Annotated in this window: 20 protein-coding genes; 16 read left to right on the top strand and 4 right to left on the bottom strand. The window is 41.7% G+C overall.

Going from position 1 to position 22,684, the window contains the following annotated elements:
* Window positions 1-217 precede the first annotated feature (217 nt).
* The 5 genes from metG to AAFN64_RS00640 are packed head-to-tail and all read left to right on the top strand — an operon-like array spanning window position 218 to window position 4,978.
* A complete protein-coding gene (metG, locus tag AAFN64_RS00660) occupies window positions 218-2,278 on the top strand; it encodes a methionine--tRNA ligase (protein WP_347758920.1) in 2,061 nt (686 codons plus the stop codon).
* A gap of 21 nt (window positions 2,279-2,299) precedes the next feature.
* A complete protein-coding gene (locus AAFN64_RS00655) occupies window positions 2,300-2,989 on the top strand; it encodes an HAD family hydrolase (protein WP_300489724.1) in 690 nt (229 codons plus the stop codon).
* On the top strand, window positions 2,986-3,615 hold the full coding sequence (locus AAFN64_RS00650; protein ID WP_300489727.1) for a chloramphenicol acetyltransferase: 630 nt from the start codon (window positions 2,986-2,988) through the stop codon (window positions 3,613-3,615). The genes AAFN64_RS00655 and AAFN64_RS00650 overlap by 4 nt, the downstream gene beginning before the upstream one ends.
* Window positions 3,612-4,067: an NUDIX domain-containing protein gene (locus AAFN64_RS00645; RefSeq protein WP_300489730.1), complete on the top strand. Its 456-nt coding sequence runs from the start codon at window positions 3,612-3,614 to the stop codon at window positions 4,065-4,067. Before AAFN64_RS00650 ends, AAFN64_RS00645 begins: the two co-directional genes overlap by 4 nt.
* Window positions 4,068-4,075: 8 nt before the next feature.
* Window positions 4,076-4,978, top strand: coding sequence for a histone deacetylase (locus AAFN64_RS00640; protein ID WP_300489733.1), 903 nt, complete (start codon window positions 4,076-4,078; stop codon window positions 4,976-4,978).
* A gap of 5 nt (window positions 4,979-4,983) precedes the next feature.
* On the opposite strand, the gene ssb is transcribed toward AAFN64_RS00640, so the two are convergent.
* Together ssb and AAFN64_RS00630 are read right to left on the bottom strand one after the other, a co-directional pair.
* Window positions 4,984-5,310, bottom strand: coding sequence for a single-stranded DNA-binding protein (gene ssb, locus AAFN64_RS00635; protein WP_300489736.1), 327 nt, complete (start codon window positions 5,308-5,310; stop codon window positions 4,984-4,986).
* A 54-nt stretch (window positions 5,311-5,364) separates the two neighbouring features.
* On the bottom strand, window positions 5,365-7,125 hold the full coding sequence (locus tag AAFN64_RS00630; RefSeq protein WP_347758918.1) for a T9SS type A sorting domain-containing protein: 1,761 nt from the start codon (window positions 7,123-7,125) through the stop codon (window positions 5,365-5,367).
* A 253-nt stretch (window positions 7,126-7,378) separates the two neighbouring features.
* On the opposite strand from AAFN64_RS00630, the gene AAFN64_RS00625 reads away from it, so the two are divergent.
* The 7 genes from AAFN64_RS00625 (at window position 7,379) to AAFN64_RS00595 (ending at window position 15,270) form a co-directional block, all read left to right on the top strand.
* Window positions 7,379-8,908 (top strand): bifunctional GNAT family N-acetyltransferase/carbon-nitrogen hydrolase family protein, encoded by a 1,530-nt coding sequence (locus AAFN64_RS00625; RefSeq protein WP_300490984.1) that lies wholly within the window; start codon window positions 7,379-7,381, stop codon window positions 8,906-8,908.
* Window positions 8,909-8,915: 7 nt separating this feature from the next.
* Window positions 8,916-9,452, top strand: coding sequence for a YfiT family bacillithiol transferase (locus AAFN64_RS00620; protein ID WP_347758916.1), 537 nt, complete (start codon window positions 8,916-8,918; stop codon window positions 9,450-9,452).
* A gap of 61 nt (window positions 9,453-9,513) precedes the next feature.
* Window positions 9,514-10,320: an SDR family oxidoreductase gene (locus AAFN64_RS00615; RefSeq protein ID WP_347758914.1), complete on the top strand. Its 807-nt coding sequence runs from the start codon at window positions 9,514-9,516 to the stop codon at window positions 10,318-10,320.
* A gap of 40 nt (window positions 10,321-10,360) precedes the next feature.
* Window positions 10,361-11,440: a winged helix DNA-binding domain-containing protein gene (locus AAFN64_RS00610; RefSeq protein ID WP_347758912.1), complete on the top strand. Its 1,080-nt coding sequence runs from the start codon at window positions 10,361-10,363 to the stop codon at window positions 11,438-11,440.
* On the top strand, window positions 11,437-11,826 hold the full coding sequence (locus tag AAFN64_RS00605) for a VOC family protein (RefSeq protein WP_347758910.1): 390 nt from the start codon (window positions 11,437-11,439) through the stop codon (window positions 11,824-11,826). Before AAFN64_RS00610 ends, AAFN64_RS00605 begins: the two co-directional genes overlap by 4 nt.
* The gene (locus tag AAFN64_RS00600; RefSeq protein ID WP_347758908.1) at window positions 11,823-12,233 is read left to right on the top strand and encodes a DUF6157 family protein; all 411 of its coding nucleotides are present in this window, start codon (window positions 11,823-11,825) and stop codon (window positions 12,231-12,233) included. The genes AAFN64_RS00605 and AAFN64_RS00600 overlap by 4 nt, the downstream gene beginning before the upstream one ends.
* A gap of 310 nt (window positions 12,234-12,543) precedes the next feature.
* Window positions 12,544-15,270 (top strand): T9SS type A sorting domain-containing protein, encoded by a 2,727-nt coding sequence (locus AAFN64_RS00595; RefSeq protein ID WP_347758906.1) that lies wholly within the window; start codon window positions 12,544-12,546, stop codon window positions 15,268-15,270.
* A 47-nt stretch (window positions 15,271-15,317) separates the two neighbouring features.
* Here AAFN64_RS00595 and AAFN64_RS00590 read toward each other — a convergent pair whose 3' ends face one another.
* A complete protein-coding gene (locus tag AAFN64_RS00590) occupies window positions 15,318-17,384 on the bottom strand; it encodes a M13 family metallopeptidase (protein ID WP_347759883.1) in 2,067 nt (688 codons plus the stop codon).
* Window positions 17,385-17,554: 170 nt separating this feature from the next.
* Between AAFN64_RS00590 and AAFN64_RS00585 the strand changes: the two genes are divergently transcribed.
* The 4 genes from AAFN64_RS00585 (at window position 17,555) to AAFN64_RS00570 (ending at window position 20,800) form a co-directional block, all read left to right on the top strand.
* A complete protein-coding gene (locus AAFN64_RS00585) occupies window positions 17,555-18,226 on the top strand; it encodes an SCO family protein (RefSeq protein ID WP_347758904.1) in 672 nt (223 codons plus the stop codon).
* Window positions 18,227-18,331: 105 nt separating this feature from the next.
* Window positions 18,332-18,565 (top strand): FeoA family protein, encoded by a 234-nt coding sequence (locus tag AAFN64_RS00580; protein ID WP_136403503.1) that lies wholly within the window; start codon window positions 18,332-18,334, stop codon window positions 18,563-18,565.
* Window positions 18,566-18,569: 4 nt separating this feature from the next.
* Window positions 18,570-20,672 (top strand): ferrous iron transport protein B, encoded by a 2,103-nt coding sequence (feoB, locus tag AAFN64_RS00575; protein WP_300488925.1) that lies wholly within the window; start codon window positions 18,570-18,572, stop codon window positions 20,670-20,672.
* Between the two features lie 2 nt (window positions 20,673-20,674).
* Complete coding sequence (locus tag AAFN64_RS00570) at window positions 20,675-20,800, top strand: FeoB-associated Cys-rich membrane protein (RefSeq protein WP_347758901.1); 126 nt, start codon at window positions 20,675-20,677, stop codon at window positions 20,798-20,800.
* Here the strand turns inward: AAFN64_RS00570 and AAFN64_RS00565 are convergent.
* Entirely contained in the window at window positions 20,797-22,683 is a 1,887-nt protein-coding gene (locus tag AAFN64_RS00565) for an Nramp family divalent metal transporter (protein WP_300488919.1), read from the bottom strand. The two genes, AAFN64_RS00570 and AAFN64_RS00565, sit on opposite strands and share 4 nt — an antisense overlap.
* Window position 22,684 lies beyond the last annotated feature (1 nt).

Raw genomic sequence — 22,684 nt, 5'->3', positions numbered from 1 at the left:
ATCTCAAAAATACGGCTTTCGTATGGAGGCGGTTTGGTTTCATTTGAAATCGTTTCTAACAAATTTAGCATTTTTAAAACAATACCATAAACATCTGTTAAAGGATTTGTCAACGCTTTTTTGCACAATTTGAATGAAAAAAATATTCAAATTCGTGGCTAATAGCCTATTTTTGCATTTCATCTTGAAAATACATTCAAAATCTAATCTTTTTTTTATGATACAAAATCCTAAAAGATATACCATTACAGCTGCTTTACCGTATACGAACGGCCCGATTCATATTGGCCATTTAGCCGGAGTGTATGTACCGGCTGATATCTATGCGCGTTTTTTACGTCAGCAAGGTAAAGATGTAGCTTTTATTTGTGGGAGTGACGAACATGGTGTTGCCATTTCGATGAAAGCGAAAAAAGAAGGCATTACACCTCAGGAAGTTATCGATAAATACAACGGGATTATTAAACAATCTTTTGCTGATTTCGGAATCTCTTTTGACAATTATTCCAGAACTTCAGCCAAAATACATCACGATACCGCTTCTGATTTTTTCAGAAAATTATACGACAACGGTAAATTCATCGAAGAGGTTACCGAACAATTATACGACGAAAAAGCACAACAATTCCTGGCCGATCGTTTTGTGACCGGAACTTGTCCGAAATGTGGTAATGAAGAGGCTTACGGCGATCAATGTGAAAAATGTGGTACGTCGTTAAATGCAACCGATTTAATCAATCCAAAATCGACCATAACCGGGACAAAACCGATCTTAAAGTCAACCAAACACTGGTTCCTGCCATTAGATCAATATGATGCGTTTTTAAGAGAATGGATTTTGGAAGGCCATAAAAACGACTGGAAACCAAATGTTTTCGGACAGGTAAAATCGTGGTTGGACGACGGTTTAAAACCGCGTGCCGTTACGCGTGACCTGGACTGGGGAATTCCGGTTCCGGTTGAAGGCGCCGAAGGAAAAGTATTATATGTATGGTTTGACGCACCTATCGGTTATATTTCGTCTACAAAAGAATGGGCCGAAAGAGAAGGAAAAGACTGGGAACCGTACTGGAAAGACCAGGACACCAAACTGGTGCATTTTATCGGAAAAGACAATATCGTTTTCCACTGTGTGATTTTCCCGGCGATGTTAAAAGCCGAAGGCAGTTATATCCTACCGGACAATGTTCCAGCGAATGAGTTCCTGAATCTGGAAGGTAATAAACTGTCGACTTCCAAAAACTGGGCGGTATGGTTACACGAATACCTTATCGATTTCCCGGAAAAACAGGACGTATTGCGTTATGCTTTAACCTCCAATGCTCCGGAAACCAAAGACAACGATTTTACCTGGAAAGATTTTCAGGCACGTAATAATAATGAGCTTGTTGCTATTTTCGGAAACTTTATCAACCGCGTAGTGGTATTAAGCAATAAATACTACGACGGTATCATTCCGCAACCTAACGAACTAACCGAAGCAGACGAAGCGGCTTTAACCGAATTAAAAGCCTATCCGGCGGTTATTTCGAGTTCGATTGAGCGCTACCGTTTCCGCGAAGCTTTAGGTGAATTAATGAATGTGGCGCGTTTAGGAAACAAATACCTGGCCGATGAAGAACCGTGGAAAATTGTAAAAGAAAATCCGGAAAGAGTAAAAACGCAAATGTATGTAGCCCTACAGATAGCTGCGGCATTGAGCGTTTTAGCCGAACCGTTCCTTCCGTTTACCGCTCAAAAATTAAAATCAATTTTAAAAATTGACAATGCATTTGGATGGAATGATATCGCTCAAAATTCCGATTTAGTACCGGCAGGTCATCAGATCGGACAGGCGGAGTTACTATTCGCTAAAATTGAGGATGAAGAAATTCAAAAACAAATCGACCGACTAGAGGCTACAAAAGTGGCCAATAAAGCCGAAAATCAGGTCGTAACGCCACAAAAAGAAGTCGCTACTTTTGATGATTTTGCCAAATTGGATTTACGCGTAGGAACTATCGTTTCTGCTGAAAAAATGCCAAAAGCAAATAAATTACTGGTGCTAAAAGTCGACACCGGACTTGATGTGCGTACCATCGTTTCGGGAATTGCCGAGCATTTTGCACCGGAAGATATTATCGGAAAAAGAGTAACCGTTTTAGCCAATCTGGCGCCAAGAGCTTTACGCGGCGTGGAAAGTGAAGGAATGATCCTGATGACGGAAAATGCCGAAGGCAAACTGGTTTTTGTAAACCCGGATGCCGATGGTGTTAAAAACGGAGCCACTATTAATTAAGAGTACAAATACAAAAATAAAATGGCACTAAAAGTTATAGCCTTTGATGCAGATGATACCCTTTGGGTAAATGAGCCTTATTTTGAAGAAACCGAAAAAAAATTCTGCGGATTGATGGAAGATTATCTGTCACATCAGGGATTATCACAGGAGTTATTCAAAATTGAAATACAGAATTTACCGGCCTATGGTTACGGTATCAAAGGCTATATTCTTTCGATGATTGAAGCTGCCTTAAAAATTTCAAATAATACCATCGATGTCGCCATCATTGGCCGTATCATCGAACTAGGAAAAGAATTGCTGGAAAAACCAATCGAATTACTCGATGGTGTTGAGGAAACGCTGGATGCCTTAAAAGGAAAATACCGATTGGTCGTTGCCACTAAAGGCGATCTGAAAGACCAACATCGCAAATTACACGACTCCGGACTGGGCGCTTATTTTCACCATATTGAAGTAATGTCCGACAAACAACCATTGGATTACCAAAAGCTGGTAAACCGTCTGGATTTAAAACCGGAAGAGTTTTTTATGATCGGAAATTCACTAAAATCGGATGTACTGCCGGTGCTGGAAATTGGAGGTCATGCGGTACACGTACCATTCCATACCACTTGGGCGCACGAACGTATTGATCATAAAGTGGAACATCCCAACTTTAGAACCATTGAAAAATTAACCGATATCCTACCGCTTTTATTACCGTGAAACAAAAGTTAGACCTGGCCAACTGGAGCAGAAAAGAACATTTCGAATTTTTTAAAAATTTTGAAGAACCTTTTTTCGGACTTATCGCAACGGTTGACTGTACAAAAGCCTACGACAACGCCAAAGAAGCCGGTGTGCCGTTTTTTATTTATTACCTGTATAAAACGCTCGTAGCCGTAAATGCTGTCGAAGCTTTTCGCTATCGGATTCAGGATAATGAAGTCGTTATTTACGATCGTATTGATGCTTCTTCAACGATACTACGGGAAGACAATTCCTTTGGCTTTTCGCTGATCGAATTTGACCGTGATATTCACACTTTTAAAACCATTGCGCAAAACGAAATCGAAAGGGTTCGTCAAACGCCGGGGCTTTTTACACGAAGTTTTGAAATGGATAACCTAATCCATTTTTCTTCTATCCCGTGGGTGAATTTTACATCATTGTCGCATGCCCGAAGTTTTACGTTCCCGGATAGTTGTCCGAAGATTTCCTTTGGCAAAATGACGCTAACCGGAGCCAAAAGAGAAATGCCGGTTTCCGTACACGTGCATCATGGTTTGGCCGACGGTTATCATGTAGGGCTGTTTTTTGAAGAATTACAAAAACAACTGGATCAGAAATGAGAAAAATTGCCGCTTTTATCATCTTAAAATGCAACGATGAGTTGCTTTTACTAAAACGTTTTAAAGAACCTTTTAAAGGCTATTACGTACCTGTTGGCGGCAAACTCGACCCAAACGAAACACCTTTGGATGCCGCAATACGCGAAACATTTGAAGAAACCGGCATTCGTCCGGAGCATTTCACCTATATGGGAACGCTTTTCGAAGTTTCACCCATAGAATACAACTGGCTTACTTTTGTTTATTTGGCCGAAATCCCATACCAACCGGCACCCGAATGTAACGAGGGAATATTGGAATGGATTCATAAAGATAATCTGAAAAATATCCTTACGCCGGAAACGGATCTGCATATTTACGAAAAGGCTTTTAACCAACAACCTTTCGCCTATAGTGCCCGTTATGATGCGGAACTCAACTTATTGGAATTGATCGACGAATTAAATCCGTAATAAACGGTATGTTTCCGATTGCCTACCATCCGATTTACAAACATCCGCTACCCGAAGGTCATCGCTTTCCGATGATCAAATACGAATTATTACCGCAACAGTTGGTACATGAAGGCATTGTTTCCGACAGCGCTTTTTTTGAACCGGACATGCCGGACATGCAACCGATACTTGCCGTACATCAAAAAGAATATGTAGACGATTTGATCGGATTAACGTTGGATCCGAGAGCTGTTCGCAAAATAGGGTTTCCGTTATCGGCCGAATTGGTCGAACGGGAATTGCGACTCGTACAAGGTTCTATAACCGGTGCCGAAAAAGCATTACAAACCGGAATTGCCTTTAATATCGCAGGCGGAACACACCATGCCTATGCCGATCATGGCGAAGCTTTTTGTCTGTTAAATGATCAGGCTATAGCGGCACAGTATTTACTGGACCAAAAGTTGGCTAAAAAAATTCTGATTGTAGATCTTGACGTACATCAGGGAAACGGAACCGCTGCGATTTTCGAACACAATCGTTCCGTTTTTACCTTTTCGATGCACGGCCAGTCCAACTATCCTTTTAAAAAAGAACGTTCCGATCTGGACATTGCACTGCCGGACCATACGGCCGACGATGCATATTTATCGCTGTTAAACCAGACGTTGCCACAACTCATTGCATCGCAACGTCCTGATTTTATCTTTTACCTTAGCGGTGTCGACATACTCGCTTCCGATAAACTCGGAAAACTCGCCTGTTCGCTCGATGCCTGCAAAAAACGGGACGAAATTGTATTTTCACATTGCCATACCGCAGGAATACCGGTACAATGTAGTATGGGCGGCGGCTATTCACCCGATATCCGAACAATTATCCAGGCCCATACCAATACCTACCGCGTCGCTTCCTACATTTATAGCTAATGCTTTTATAGCAATAAAATCTCGTTTACGACAACTTCTGTCGAATAACGCTTATGTCCCTCTTTGTCTTCCCAGGTTCGATGAACCAGTTTGCCTTCTAATACAACTTCTCTTCCCTTTTCTACAAATTTCTCAACAATGTCGGCTAGCTTTCCCCAGGCTTTTACAACATGCCATTGCGTATCGGTAACTTTTTCACCTTTTTCGTTGTAATAAACTTCGTTGGTTGCAACCGATAGTTTGGCTAGTTTTCGTCCCTCTTCCAATATCTTGATTTCAGGATCACTTCCTACATTTCCGATTAATTGCACTCTGTTCCTCAATGTGTTCATGGCTCATAATTTTAATAGATTAACTTTTAATTTGGGGAAGAGGGAGCAATATGATTATTTGTTTTTAACGAATTTCTGATATTCTTTTATTTGCTGTGATGCATCTTCAATTCCCAACACATAAATTCCGGCAGCCAGTTTGGACACCTCAATTCCTTTTTCGCCAACAGCAGCTCCTGTTACTTTAAAAATTTGTCTTCCGTTTAAGTCATATACTGCAATTTGTGCCTGATCGGATAATTGTTCTTTGTTTTTAATAAACAATCGTTCGTTGGCCGGATTGGGATATACTGCAAAATTGGCTGTTCCGAATTCGGCTAATCCTAAAGCTGATGCTCCGGTTTTAGCAATATAGACCACTTGCTTGTTGTTCGTTTCTATCGTCAGATTATTTAATTGTATATCTACAGAAGCGGTCGAAATGATCGTAAAATTATCCGGATTGGAGTCCAATACTTTCAAATTTGAGGAACCATTTGCCGGAGCAGGATAGATCTCACAGGACTGAATACTTCCTTGTGTATTATATCTGGCGATGAAGTTGAAAAAATTATTATCGATGGTATAGGTAAAATCCGGGGAAAGATTGACATATCGGTAAAAATTTCCGCCTACATAAATATTATCCTGTGCATCGATATACAATCTCGAAAACTTCGACGAAGAACCCGCATTGGTTCCTGGTGCCTGATCTGTTGATATTCCTGCTTTTTTAGCCCATATCAGGTTTCCGGCTGTACCGTGTTTTACCATATAACCGCCGTAATTCCCAGGGAACTGTAAAATGGTTCCATCAAAATTTATTGTCGAGTTATAGGCCATCCCTACCAAATATACGTTGTTTGCCGAATCTACTGCAAGATTAAACGCCTTGGTGTCGGAACTTGCCCCAACGGTAGCTGTTTTTGCCCAAGCCACCGCTCCGGTATTATCATAGCGTACATAAAACAACCCTGCATTCGAACTCGAACTACGGTTTAGCGTAATATTTCCAAAGGTTACCGAACGAGCCAGAAAATCGCCCGCTACATAAACATTCCCATTATTGTCGACAACCATGGTTTTCATCTGTGCTCCGATTCGATCAGACATATTCGAACTGGACGTACCGGTATAACGCGAAGACGAAGCCCAAACCAGATTACCGGTACCGGCATCGAATTTGGCTACCAGGTTTTTATCCATACCCTGAATTGTTGGTGCATAATTCGCCATCGGTAAGGTTACTCCATCAAAAGAAAGTTGATCCGATGAATAATTCGCCGCCAGATACAAGTAATTGTTTTTATATTGCAGGTAACCTCCTCCTATATAATCCGGAAATTCCTTAATCCAAACCGGATTGCCATCTAATGTAAATTTTGCGATAAAACTGCGGTCTCCATACGTATTTGTATTGACCAAAGTGGTCGTACCGATTTGCATATTACCTCCAAAACTCCCCATAACATAATAATGATCATTGCCATCATAAGCTATAGATGCAAATTGTTCGTATTTGCTTCCGCTAAAATGCTTTACATTTAAAAGTATACCGTTCGTATCAAATTTGGCGATATAAGCGTCTCCTTTGGTCGTGGCTGACGGATCACTGGTGTTCTGTATCGTAGTCCCTTGTATTGTTGCTGTATCGGTTCTGAAATTTCCAAGCATAATATAATTGCCGTATCGGTCAACAAAACCTTGCGGCTGGTGTTCCATCACAGCGCTGTTTTCGGCTACAGCACTCCAAAGCCATTGGCTCTGGTTAAAATTCTGGGCATGGGTGCCACAGAAGCTAATAAGAGTTGTTGCAATAAGTAGTTTTAGTTTCATGTTGTACTATTTTGTTATTTTTTAACCAAATTTATAAGAATAATATAATTTCAAAGAGTTAACACTGTTAAAAGTTTTTACAATACATCAAAATAACCGCTAAAGCCGCATTATTCGCAATGTTAGCACAGTGTTAAAATTACAGCACCTTCTTGTTAAATGTCTCTTTTGTGTGAAAATCTACCAGCACAACACCTTTCACACGCTTGTAAAAAGTCGGTATTTTTTGTAACTTTCTAAAAAATACTCCCCTATGCAACAAGCGATCAATAAAGTTGAGTTACGAAATTTACAAATCGAAGACTATAAAGAATTGAAAAGTTCCATGGTGGAAGCCTATAGCGAACTGGAAGAAGCGTATTGGAAAGAAGAACAAATCGAGCGCCTGCTGGAACTTTTCCCGGAAGGGCAACTCGTTATACTGGTAGACGGCAGAGTAGTCGGTTCGGCCTTGTCATTGATTGTCGATAACCGGAAAGCCAGCGCGACGCATACCTATGAAAAAATCACCGGGAATTATACCTTTTCCACACACGATCCTTTTGGCGATGTGTTATACGGTATCGATGTTTTTATTCATCCGGATTATCGCGGACTCCGTTTAGGCAGGCGTTTGTATGATGCCCGGAAAGAAATCTGCGAAAAACTGAATTTACAATCGATCATCTTTGCCGGAAGAATTCCGCGTTATGCCGAACATGCCAAAGAGATGACACCAAAACAGTATATCGAAAAAGTACGCGCCAAGGAAATCCACGATCCGGTGTTATCGTTTCAGTTGAGCAATGATTTTCACGTGATCAAGGTGATGAAAAATTACCTCGAAGGAGATGTTAGCTCGCAGGAATATGCCGTCCTTTTGGAATGGAATAACATCTATTATGAAAAACATCAGCAATTGATCAACACCAGAAAAAGTGTCATCCGACTCGGGTTGATTCAATGGCAAATGCGACCGCTCAATAACCTTGAAGCGCTGTTCGAACAGGCGGAGTTTTTTATTGATGCCGTTTCCGGATATGCCAGCGATTTTGCTATGTTTCCGGAGTTGTTTATCGCGCCGCTAATGGCCGATTACAACCATCTTTCGGAAGCCGATGCGATTCGGGAATTAGCGCGCTATACCGATTCGATCCGAAAAAAATTCCAGGAATTTGCGATTTCCTATAATATCAATATCATCACCGGCAGTATGCCGTTACTGGAAAACGGGAATTTGTACAATGTCGGTTTTCTGTGTAAAAGAGATGGAACTTCAGAAATGTATTCCAAAATCCATATCACGCCAAACGAGGTATTTTATTGGGGAATGAAAGGCGGTTCCCAAATCAAAACATTTGATACTGATTGCGGAAAAATCGGTATTATGATTTGTTACGATGTGGAATTCCCGGAACTGTCCCGCTTACTGGCCGACGAAGGGATGGACATCCTATTTGTTCCATTTCTAACGGATACGCAAAACGGGTATACCCGGGTTCGCAATTGTGCGCAGGCGCGAGCTATCGAAAACGAATGTTATGTCGCCATCGCCGGATGTGTCGGAAATCTTCCCAAGGTGAACAATATGGACATACAGTTTGCACAGGCGGCCGTTTTTACCCCTTCGGATTTTGCGTTTCCAACCAACGGAATCAAGGCCGAAGCAACACCAAATACCGAAATGACGCTGATTGTAGACGTAGATGTAGATTTATTAAAAGAATTACACGAACACGGTAGTGTCCGCATTATGAAAGACCGGAGAAAAGATTTGTATCAGATCAAAAAATTAAAACCGTAAACATACCATGGAACTCGAACAATTAAAATATCCGATCGGAAAATTTATCGTTCCAACGGAAATCGACAAGGCTCATATCCTGGAATGGAAAACCACGATACAGGAATTACCACAGGAACTGGAAAAATTGGTAAAAGACCTCCCGCAAACGGAATTAAACTGGATATACCGACCGGATGGCTGGTCGGTGAAACAGGTGGTGCATCATTTGGCCGATAGTCACATGAACAGCTTTACCCGTTTTAAACTAACGCTAACCGAAAATGTTCCGGCAATCCGACCGTATGAAGAACAACTTTGGGCCGCCACTCCCGATGGAAAAGACAATGACATTTCGGCTTCTTTATTTATGATCAAAGGAATACACAGCCGCTGGAGTTATCTGCTTGATCATTTATCAGAGCAGGATATGAATCTGTTGTACTTTCATCCACAGCATCAACGCTTATATTCGTTAAAAGAAGCCATCGGACTCTACCATTGGCATTCCCGACATCATCTGGCACATATCCGTCAGGCGATACAGCACAAAGGGATTTTTTAATCGTATAACGGAACAACTATCAACAAAAAAGAAGTTACTTTGTTCCAATAAAAACACAAGCATGAAACCTTCTATTGCAATTGTCGGCTGCGGCTGGCTTGGGCTTCCATTGGCAAAAAAACTGATACAACACGGTTATCCGGTAAGTGGTTCAACAACCACGCCCGAAAAAATAGCCGTATTGCAGGAATCGCAAATCGATCCTTTTTTGATCAAATGCGGTGAAGAGCAGGTAGAAGGCAACTGGGAAGCGTTTCTTTCCGGAAAAGAAATCGTTATTATTGACATTCCGCCGAAGCTTAGAGGTGAAAACCGGGAAAATTTTGTAGCCAAAATACAAACCCTTATTTCCTGTATTGTTTCAACAACGGTCACTAAAGTCCTTTTTGTAAGCTCCACTTCTGTCTATTCCGATACCGATACAACAGTAACGGAATCCACAATTCCGCAACCGGATACCGAAAGCGGAAAGCAACTTTTGGCAGCCGAAAACTACTTACGTGAGAATCCGAATCTTCAGACTACTATTGTGCGATTTGGCGGACTGATCGGAAGTGACCGGAATCCGGTAAAATTCCTCGCCGGAAAGGAAAACATCGAAAACCCGGAAGCTCCGATAAATTTTATCCATCAAACGGATTGTATCGGCATTCTTCTGGCAATAATCGAAAAAGAAATCTGGAACGAAACCTTTAATGCTGTAGCGCCTTCCCATCCTACGCGGGAAGCGTATTATACCCGAAAAGCATTGGAATTCGGATTACCGCGACCGCAATTCAGTCACGAAAAACCATCGTCCGGAAAAAGCATCAGCTCGGAAAAAGTACAGCGCCTTTTGGGATATGAATTCCAGATTCCCGAATTATGATTTGAAAAAAGCGGTACATTTATAGCTAAAACGATCCCAAATGGACTTAACCGATATCGTTACCCTTCGTCTCAACAACCAATGGTTACACCAAAGCCCGGCATTGGATAGTACCGAAATCGTATCCCGTATGGGTGCGCTTCAGGCACAGGATTTTGCCATGTCGAAATGGGCCTTAGGCATCCGAAAACCCGGTGCTTTTGAAACCGAAATTGAAGCCGCTTTTAATTCCGGATCGATTGTTCGCACCCATGTGATGCGTCCAACCTGGCACACAGTAGCCGCTTCCGATATTTACTGGATGCTGGATTTATCGGCCAAACGAATTAAAGGTTCGGCCAAAGGTCGGCTAAAAGAACTGGAATTAACGCCCGAAGTCCTTTCCCGTTCCTATTCCATTTTGGAAAAAACACTGGTCGAAAACAACCATCATACCCGCGAGGAACTGGTAACCTTATTCGAGCAAAATGGTATTGCCAACTACGACAATCGGATGTCCCATATTTTAATTCTGGCTGAACAGGACGGCATTATCTGTAGCGGAAAAATAAAACAGGGAAAAACTACCTATGCGTTGTTAGCCGAATGGGTTCCGCAAAAAAGTACTATTAGCCGGGAAGAAGCGTTGGAAAAACTGGCTCGGAAATACTTTTCCAGTCATGGGCCGGCAACACTGGCCGATTTCCAATGGTGGTCCGGCTTGTCTTTGTCGGAAGTCCGAAAAGCACTCGATCTGATCCGACACGATTTCCAGTCTGCAACTATCGGTTCGGAAACCTATTGGTTTTCGAATGCAATCCGCTTATCGGTTCCCGAAAACCCGATTCATCTGTTACCGGCGTTCGACGAATGTATCATTAGCTATAAGGATCGCACGGCCACACTCACTATTGACCACCATAAAAAAGCGGTTACCCGAAATGGTATTTTTCATCCGGTTATTTTGCATAACGGAAAGGCCGTTGGTATCTGGAAACGAACCATCAAAAAACAAACGGTAACCATTGACATCCATCCTTTTGACACCTTTACACCTTCCTTACGGGAACCGCTGGAAAACAAAATACAGGAATTTGGCGTATTCCTAAATAAAGAACCCCTTATCCACTACCACTCATGAAACAGAACATCACACATATTACCCTTTTGGTAAACGACTATGACGAAACAATTGCTTTTTATACCGAAAAACTCCAGTTTTTGGTATTGGAAAATATCCACGGCGACGATGGCAGACGTTGGGTAACCCTAGCGCCAAAAGGTTATTCCGGTAGCGCATTTGCCTTGATCAAAGCGGTAACACCAGAGCAACAGGAACGCGTCGGAAATCAGACCGGTGGCACCGTTTCTTTTTTCCTGAATACCGACAACATCGAACGCGATCTATCCCATTTCCGACAACATAATGTTTCAATCGTTCGGGACATCGTTAACGAACCCTGGGGCAAAGTGGCCATTTTTACCGATCTGTATGGGAACCTTTGGGATTTAATCGAAACACCATGAAATCGACCAATTATCAAAATACGTTTATTGCTGTTGCAGAAGATTGTCCAGTTTCACAAGCGGCCATTCCGCCTTTACGCGGTAGCGAAAAATCGGCTGTAAATTTACAGTTTGAGACACTGCGCGACAATCCGTATCGCTATACTTCCGATGATATCTTATTTGCGGTTTATGCGCTGAAAAATCATATTCCAAAATCCAATTACGATTCGGAACGGGAACTTTTTTTCTCTAAAAGTCAGGCGTGTTTGCGTTGTTCTCCGCTTTCCAAACGGTATGGCTGGGGAACACATCACAATGCCGAAGGTAAAGTCGCACTCTACGCTATCGATTCCGACGACTATAAAAAACTAGCGCAGGATTCCGCACTAACACAGGTTAAGGCGATGCGTTCCAAACGGAAATAACATTCCCTTTTTAGTATATAACCGGCAACTAGCCGGTTTTTTTTATCACCCAAACCCAACCTTTCTTTAACACTTTTTATCACAAAAATTTTGTTTTTTAAATATCAAGTCATTTTTACAACAATTATTTAATTAATTTTTTATATTTGATACAATAATTACCATTTTAAGCCTATAATATATTTTAAAATAGTGCGAATCGCACTAAAATCAACTCAATATTACAAGCCTCATAATTTTTCGCATTTGTTTTCAGGTTACAGCATTCGCATATTCACCAATAGCATATTAACACCAAAAACAATAAATTATGAAAAAAAGCTTACTCCTACTGTCGGCATTGCTCGTTACGTTTGCAGCAATGGCGCAGGTTCCGGAAACCAGCAGTCCGGACGATCCTCCAAGTTACACCCAACCTCAGGAAAACCAGACGCCGGTGTATGAATTACATCCGACGCAGTTAAGTCCTGAAATTCAGGAATACCTCCACGGTCGCGTGGAAGGTTTTTCGGCGTATAATTTCAATTATACCTCCTTAAACGATTACCTGCTCAAAAATCCGTATGCCCTCGAATTTATTCTGAAATCCGATGCCGGTACGACCAAGTTTACTATGCAACGCCACGATATGCGCGCCCTCGATTATACCGAAGGGGTTACCTATGAAGGCGGTGAAAATCAGATTACATTCCAACGTACTGCCGAAACGGATCTCAACTATAATGTTCCAACGATAAAAGGAATTGCCGATAATAATCCGTCCATTCTGACACGTCTGGCTGTTTTTAACGACAATCTTGTCGGTATAAAATGGAATACCGAAAGCAATGAAGTTTTGTATTATACATCACTTCAGGATTTTATCAAATTAAACGGTGACAATTTTGTGACCGATGAAAATCCGTTATTGGTTTTTAACCTCGGAAACATCATCAGTACGCAAAACTCCCGTTGTACGCAAATCAAGGAGTTGATTCAGGAACCACCTGTGGCCGAAAAAGGCTTTTTCTATCAGTGTACGCCGCGATTCCTGACTATCGCTGCCGAAGGTGATAAACCCTGGTGTGATCAAAACGGAAGTAATTCGGCTTCCAATATCCTGAGTAATCTGTTTTTTGTCGAATGTGTTTACACGCATTATTTCAACATTTCTTTTATTGTAAAACACGTCAATCTTTTACCTAATAACGGTTCGTTATACAACACCAATGATGCGACCGACTTACTGTATAAATTCCGCGACAACTGGAATGCCAATCATACCAATAAAGACCGCGATCTGGCGTTACTTTTTACCGGAAGACGTCCGAATAGCGGAACGGTTGGTATCGCATTTACCAACTCGCTTTGCACCAGCTATTCTGCCTATGGCGTTATTGGTAAAGATCCAACCCGAATTCGTATTACCGCTCATGAAATAGGCCATATTTTTGGTTCATTACACGACGACGAACACTACGGAACCTCATCCTGTAGTGGTAACGATATGCCAATCATGTGTATGTATACATCGACTTATACACCGCTGTATTTTAGTCCGCATACCCGAAATATTATTCTGAATTCCATTAATAGTCATGCGTATTGCCTGAACGATTATGCTAACGTGAATAATTCAAGTGAAATCGTAAAATCCTGGACCAATAACCGAAACCTGAAATGGGTGGCAACCTGGTATATGCAGGATGGCGATTATATTCTAACCGGAAACTTTGACGGAGAAAACAATGATGAAGAGATTTTCTTTGCCAATCCCGACAGAAATTGGGTCGGTATTATGGATTTCTCCTGCGATCAGGGAACCGACTGGTATCATCTTTGGGGGAATGGCGGAAACCGTACTTTCGGATGCTGGTATCGCAATTATGGTGATCGTTACTACTCCGGTGATTTTGACGGTGACGGAAAAGACGAAATCTTATCCCGTACCGATACCGGAAGTTGGGCACAAATTAAAGAATACCTCCCTTCGACCTGGTCGTGGAAGGAACGCTGGAGTAATAACGGAAGTAATACACCTATTGCCTATTGGTATATGGGGCCAAAAGATACGTTCCTTGTGGGTGATTTCGATGGCGACGGAAAAGACGAATTACTTTGCGTAAATCCAAACGGATGGTCGCATCTGGTAAAATTCAATTCATCTCCCGGTGGATGGTATTCCCCGCAAACGATATGGAGCAACAACGGTTCCGGATGGATTGGCGGATTACAAATTTCACAGATCCAACGGTATATGAAAGGAAAAATGCGTACCACTACCCGCGATGAGCTGTATGCATTTGTAAGCAATTCATCCAGTAGTTTTTCAGCCATTATGCGTTTTACCGGTAGCGGATGGACGTTAACCGGCGGACAGGGATTGGGAACCAGCTTTACCACTACCAATGTTACTCCGGCGCATTACAGTTATAAAATGATGACCGGTAATCTGGACAACGACGGCTATAGCGAATACCTGGCTATTAGCAACAACTGGATCGCCAGTTATGATTACAGTAGCGGTGCACCGGGCATGTCGTATAACTGGGGTAATGGTGGAAGTTCCTATTATAACGACTGGTACCTGAACCAACCTTCGCGTCAGTTCCTGGTAAAAGCAGCACCAACGGCTCCGGATCAGATTTTTAACATCCAATATATTAAGAGAAGTTCCGGATGGTGGTTCTGGTATAGAGAATGGTACGAAGCATCTCTGGCGTCTATGTATCGCGGCGAATTACCAAATCAGAATATGAAAGCAACGGAACCGGAGTTGGATTTTGAAAAAACAGCGACGATTTCGGTAAACGACAATATGCTGATTTATCCAAATCCGACTAAAGATATTTTAAATATCGATTTTAACAACCTGGAAGTAAAACAAGCCAATGTTTCCCTTATCGATATCACCGGTAAAACCGTACTACAACAACCGTTAACCGGTCCGAATGATGTCCTGTCACTGCAGGCACTTTCCGAAGGAATGTATATCATCCGGATCGATTCGGAAAACCAACCGACAATCACTCAGAAAATCGTGATTCAGAAAAAATAAAACTCCGATTTATAAAAAAAGCCCCCGCATTAGCGGGGGCTTTTTCATTACCAGATCTTAACTCTGTCTTCCGGTTTTACATATAATTTATCGCCCGGTTTAATGCTAAATGCTTCGTAGAAAGCATCCACATTTTGCAACGGCACATAAGCACGGTACATTCCCGGTGAGTGCGGGTCGGTTTTTACCTGATTTTTAATCGCCTCGTCTCTCATTTTCGAACGCCAGATGGTCGCCCATGAAATAAAGAAACGTTGTTCCGGTGTAAATCCGTCGATTAAGCCCGGGTTTCCGTTTTTCTTAAGGAATAATTGTAGTCCGTCATAAGCAGCATTAACACCACCAAGGTCACCAATATTTTCTCCTAATGTAAATTTACCATCTACAAAAGTTCCCGGTAGTGGCTCCAAAGCACTGTATTGCGCTGCCAAAGCACCTCCTAAACCGGTAAATTGTTTTAAATCTTCGTCTGTCCACCAGTTTACTAAATTTCCATCGGCATTATAACGCGCTCCGGAATCATCAAATCCGTGTGAAATTTCGTGTCCGATAACCGCTCCGATTCCACCGTAGTTTACGGCTTCGTCTGCTTTATAATCGTAGAATGGCGGTTGTAAGATAGCAGCCGGGAATACGATTTCGTTATACGACGGGTTGAAATACGCGTTTACCGTTTGCGGCGACATTCCCCAACGGGTTTTGTCTACCGGCTTTTTCAAATCGTCGATATTTTCCTGGAATCCCCAACGGGCTACGTTTTTCATATTTTCATAATACGCACCACCATTAGCTGGTCCTGTAATTACCAATTTGGAATAATCTTTCCATTTGTCCGGATATCCGATTTTAACGGTCGACTTACGTAATTTTTGGATCGCACCCTGTTTGGTTGCCGGGGTCATCCAAGGCAAACGGTTGATACGGTTTTCGAAAGCTAAGAATACGTTTTCGATCATCGCTTTGGCTTTCGCTTTTGCTTCGGCCGGGAATTTTTCGGCTACATATAATTTTCCTAAGGCTTCACCTACCGTTCCGTTTACAACCTGTAACGCTCTTTCTTCTCTCGGACGTTGTTTGATTGCACCCTGTAATGTTTTGCTGTAGAAATCCCAGTTGGCATTTTCGATATCGGTTGTTAAAACACCTGTCGATTTATTGATCAATGTCCAACGCAAATAGGCTTTCCAACTGTCTACGTCATTTTGTTTGAAGATATCTTCCAAAGCTGTCATATAACGCGGTTGTGATACCACTAACGAATCCAGGTTTTGTACGCCTAATCCGTCAAAATAGTTTTTCCAGTTTACCGATGGTGTCAATTTTTGTAAATCAGCCACACGCATCGGGTTGTAAGTTTTTCGTCTGTCGCGACGTTCCACACGATCCAGTCTTGGTTTGGCCAAAGCCGTTTCCAATGCCAATACTTTATTCGCATCTTCTTTCGCCTGACTTGGTCCTTCACCTAAAAACTGCAACATACGCGCTACGTGGGCTACGTATTTCTCTCTTTTTTCTTTTGAATCGGCATCATCCGACACATAATAATCACGATCCGGTAATCCAAGACTTCCCAAACCTACATATACTACGTTACGGTTACTGTTTTTAGCATCGGCTCCTACTCCCATTCCATAGAATCCCATACCGCCTTCCGATTCCATTTCCAGTAAAAGCGCATTCAGATCCTGTACGTTTTTAACCGCATTGATTTTGGCTAATGTCGCTTTAATCGGATCAATACCTCTTTTGTCTCGGGCAATGGTATCCATAAATGTTTTATACACATTTACCGCTTTCGCCTGATCGGAATTCGGATCCAGATTTTTGTCGGCAGCCGCTTTTTTTAAGATCACTAATGCATCTTTATCCGTATTCTGGCGTAGTTCGTCAAAACTTCCCCAACGGGTTTTATCGCTTGGGATTTCGGTTTTGTCATACCAGGTTCCGTTTACATAACGGAAGAAATCGTCACCCGGTTTAACCGATTTGTCCATATAGCTCAAATTGATACCCGGATGCGTCGCTTGCTTGTCGGCCGATGCGGTAGTCTGTCCTGATTTACAGGAAAACAAAACCAACGTAGCGGTTGCGCCAAGTAATACGCCTTTATTCATTTTTATTTCCATATTGTTAATTTTGGTTGCTATTTGTGTTTAGGATAACAAAAATAAGAATTCATAGCCGAATCGCTTTTTTTATTTGTTAAAATTAAACCTGTTGTGATTTAGGCAATATTTAACCCCCTAATAGCGAACTTCTTTATATTTTTGCAAAAAATTATATCATGCTTCGCTTTTTCAAAAAATACCGACTGTTTTTTATCGTTCTTTTTGTTCTTTCTGCCATTATCATTACGCTTTTTTATAATGCACTGACGCCTAAAAAACACTTGCCTATCTATACACCATCGATGGTTAATCCGGAATTGGTGGACACTACAATACAACACGTAGCCAATAAACATACTATTGCCGATTTTGCTTTTGTAAATCAAAACGGGAAAACGATTACTCAAAAGGATTACGAAGGGAAAATCTATGTGGCCGATTTCTTTTTTACCACTTGTCCAACTATTTGTCCGATCATGACTACCAATATGGCATGGCTTCAGGACAAAATCAAAAACAATCCTAAGGTAATGTTGTTATCGCACTCGGTAACACCCGATATCGATAGTGTACCGGTGTTAAAAAAATATGCGCTGGAAAAAGGCGTGATCGACAGTAAATGGAATTTGGTTACCGGCGATAAAAAAGACATTTATTATATTGCCCGTAAATCGTATCTGGCTGTTAAAACCGGAAAACCGGAAGAACTTTACGATATGGTACATACCGAAAATTTTGTGTTAGTTGACAGTAAACGTCGTGTCCGCGGTTTTTACGACGGAACTAAAATGGAGGATGTGCAACGACTACTTGACGACATCAACTGGTTGTCGGCTCAGGAAAAATAATCGCCTTAAGCGGATTCATAAAAAAATGTGAAAGTCCGTTTTAACATGGCGTATCCGTTTTAAATGCTTACTTTTGTAGTTCTATTTTAATTCAATCTAAATAAGGTGAAAATTACGTTAGCACAAATAAAAAAAGGACAGAAAGCTTTGATTAACGACTTTAATGTTGACGTTATCCCTCTTAAACTACTGGAAATGGGATGCCTTCCCGGCAATACCGTAGAGTTGTTACAAGTGGCGCCACTGGGTGATCCGTTATATATTAACGTTAACGACAGCCACGTAGCGATTCGCCTTGAAACCGCCAGACAAATTGAGGTTGAGATTATAAAGGAATAAGTTCATGAGTACAAGCACGTTAAAAGTAGCCTTAATAGGTAATCCGAACACCGGAAAAACATCCGTTTTTAATCAGCTAACCGGTTTAAATCAAAAAGTAGGAAACTACCCGGGTATCACGGTCGACAAAAAGCAAGGGGTCTCCAAATTATCCCCTTCCGTTAAAGCGTCTATTCTTGACCTACCGGGAACCTATAGTTTAAACGCCAGCTCACTCGACGAAAATGTCGTGATCGAGTTGTTGATGAATAAAAACGACAAGGATTTTCCCGATGTTGCCGTGGTGGTTTCCGAAGTGGAAAACTTAAAACGAAACTTGCTGCTTTTTACTCAGATAAAAGATCTGGAAATCCCTACCATTTTGGTGATCAACATGTCCGACCGTATGGAACAGAAAGGGATCACATTGGATATTCCGTATTTGGAAAAGGAATTAAAAACCAAAATCGCTTTGGTAAGTTCCCGCAAAAAAACGGGAATCGACAACCTGAAAAACCTGATCATCAATTATAAAGAGCTCTCTACCGAGCCTTGTTTGAATGCTTCCGAAATCGATCCGGAGTATTTTAACAATCTGCGTCATGCTTTCCCAAATCAGCTGTTATATAAATTGTGGCTGGTGATTACGCAGGATGTAAATTTTGGAAACCTGCACCGCAACGAAGTTTCGATCCAATCGTTTGTCAAATCGGATGCGGAATTAAAACGATTGCAACAAAAAGAAACCATAAAACGCTACCAGTTTATCAACGATGTCCTAAAAGTGGGTTATACCGTTAACCGCGAAGAGGCAACTGATATCCGCGCCCGACTGGATCGTGTTTTAACGCATAAATTTTTCGGTTATATCATCTTTTTCGGTATCCTTCTGTTAATCTTCCAGTCGATTTTTAGCTGGTCGAGTATTCCGATGGATTTTATCGATGAAAGTTTTGCATCACTAAGTGCTTATGCTGCCGAAAACCTACCTCCCGGATTATTAACCGATCTGATTTCGGAAGGGATCATTCCCGGACTGGGCGGTATCATTATTTTTATTCCGCAAATTGCATTCCTGTTCCTGTTTATTTCCATTTTGGAAGAAAGCGGTTATATGAGTCGTGTGGTGTTCCTGATGGACAAAATCATGCGTCGCTTTGGACTGAGTGGTAAAAGTGTGGTGCCTTTAATTTCCGGAACGGCATGTGCGATCCCGGCGATTATGGCAGCCCGTAACATCGAAAGTTGGAAAGAAAGACTGATCACCATATTGGTAACGCCTTTTACGACTTGTTCGGCCCGTTTACCGGTATATGCGATCTTAATTTCATTGATCATCCCAGAAAAACACCTATTGGGTATTTTCAATTTACAAGGATTAACATTAATGACCTTATACCTGTTAGGTTTCGGAATGGCGATTTTATCGGCTTATATTCTGAACAAAATCCTGAAAGTAAAAGGGAAATCTTATTTTGTGATTGAAATGCCAGATTACAAAGTGCCGTTATTTAAAAACGTAGCCTTAAATGTGATCGAAAAAACCAAAGCCTTTGTTTTTGGAGCCGGTAAAATTATCCTGGCACTGTCTGTTATTTTATGGTTCCTGGGTTCGCATGGGCCAGGCGGTAACTTTAAAAATGCCGAACAAATTATCGAACAGGAGTTGGCTCAAAATAAAATTAGCGGCGAAAAAGACGATTTGGTTGCTTCGTATAAATTAGAAAATTCCTATATCGGGATAATCGGAAAATCGATCGAACCGGTGATCCGCCCGTTGGGATATGACTGGAAAATCGGTATCGCTGTGGTGACTTCCTTTGCCGCTCGTGAAGTTTTTGTAGGAACTTTGGCGACGATTTACAGTGTAGGAAGTCATTCCGAAGAAGAAACCACAATTAAAAACCGAATGAATGCCGAGATCAATCCGATTACCGGCGGAAAAGTATTTAATCTTGCCACCGGCGTTTCCCTATTGTTGTTCTATGCTTTTGCGATGCAGTGTATCTCAACACTGGCTATCACTAAAAAAGAGACCAATTCCTGGAAATGGCCGATGATTCAATTGGTGTTTATGAGTGGATTTGCGTATGTCGTTTCACTGGTTGCGTATCAAATTTTGCAATAATCATGATCGATTTTCAACAAATAGCAGTATATGTAATTCTGGCCGCAGCCGTACTTTTCTTTGTCCGAAAATACTTCTGGAAAAAGAAAAAGAAAAATTGCGGTGGACCGGATTGCGGTTGCAGTTAATGGTCTTTAACGACTAAAAGCGGAATGGTGATTTTGTGCCGTACCGCGTCGACCGTAGTACCAAACAACAGGTCTTTAAACCAGTTGTGTCCGTGTGCGCCCAAAACCAATATATCGAAATCGTTTTCATTTACCACTTTGGCAATACTTTTTTTCGGACTTCCGAAATCCAGTATACTACTCACCCGGTAACCGCGCGCTTCCAATGCTTTCTGATATTCTTCCAGATAGTAATGATCACTGGTTGTTTCATAGTCATGGGTTTCATTCCCGTGTACCATCGCACCTACCGTTTCCACTACGTGGATAATCGTATAATGCGCCGTTTTTCCGCCCAATTGTAAAGCACTCGCAATACTCTTCTGATCCGTTTTTGAAAAATCCAGCGCAATGGCTATTTTGGAATATACGATCGGTTCATTGGATTCGCTTACTACGATTTCATTGATATGCGGAACCAGATTCGGAATCGCTCTGTTTTTTTCTATAAATGGTTTTACGATGATATAGAGTAGTAAAAAAGTCGCACAAATAGCAATGGGTACTACAAACAACCAGATATATATAGGATGTTCGGAAGTTGTAATCCAGGTTTCAATTTCATCATAAACCAGTTTTGCGTTTAGCGTTACAATAATCAGCGCGATAAGCCATGATGCTATTTTAGTCCATTTCCCAATGGCAAATCCCTGCATTTTTGTTTTATCACTAACAAAATGAATTAACGGTATGATCGCAAATCCCAATTGTAAACTTAAAATCACCTGACTTAATAATAGTAATTTTCCGGTGGCGGCTTCCCCAAAATAAATGATCGCTACCAACGCCGGGACTATCGCAATTAAACGGGTAATGATCCGACGCACCCACGGCTGAATCCGCAAATTCAGATAACCTTCCATTACAATTTGTCCGGCCAATGTTCCGGTTATCGTAGAACTCTGTCCGGCGGCAATCAATGCCACAGCAAATAAGATCGAAGCCCAATGCGTTCCCAGTAAGGGCTCCAGTAATCGGTGTGCATCCTGAATTTCGGCCACTTCGTGCATTCCGTTTTTATAAAAAGCGGCCGCGGCTAAAATCAAAATCGCCGCATTGACAAAAAAGGCCATATTTAACGCCAGAAACGAATCAAGAAAATTATATCGGATTGCCTGTTTGATTCCTTTTTTGCTGCGATCGAATTTCCGTGTCTGAACCAATGACGAATGCAGGTAAAGATTGTGCGGCATGACCGTGGCTCCGATGATTCCGATGGCAATATATAAAGCCGTACTATCGGGTATGGAAGGGATAAGTCCCCGGGCAATTTCGGTGACATCCGGTTTTGCCAGAAACATTTCGATCAGGAATGACAAACCGATAATAGCAATCAATGCGATAATAAAAGCTTCCATTTTCCGGATTCCTTTGTTGAGTAAAAACAACAGTAAAAAAGTATCCAACATCGTAATACTAACCCCCCAAAGCAACGGAATATCAAATAACAATTGCAATCCGATAGCCATTCCGAGCACTTCCGCAAGGTCACAGGCCGCAATAGCGATCTCCGCCAAAATATACAACACCATATTCACCGGACGGGAATACGTATCGCGCGAGGCCTGAGCCAAATCCCGCTGGCGGACAATTCCCAACCGGGCGCTAAGGCTTTGTAGTAATAGCGCCATAATATTGGACATCAACAATACCCAAATCAGTTTATAACCAAACTGGCTCCCTCCGGCAATATCGGTTGCCCAGTTTCCCGGATCCATATAACCGACACTCACCATATAGGCCGGGCCAAAAAAGGCCAGGATTTTTTTCCATATCGACGTATTTTGTACTATGGCAACCGATTCGTGTACTTCTTCCAGTGAATTTGTTGTTTTTCGCGTCATA

The organism is Flavobacterium sp. CAU 1735 (assembly GCF_039888695.1).
Lineage (GTDB): Bacteria > Bacteroidota > Bacteroidia > Flavobacteriales > Flavobacteriaceae > Flavobacterium.
This window is presented reverse-complemented; position numbering and strand designations above follow the sequence as displayed.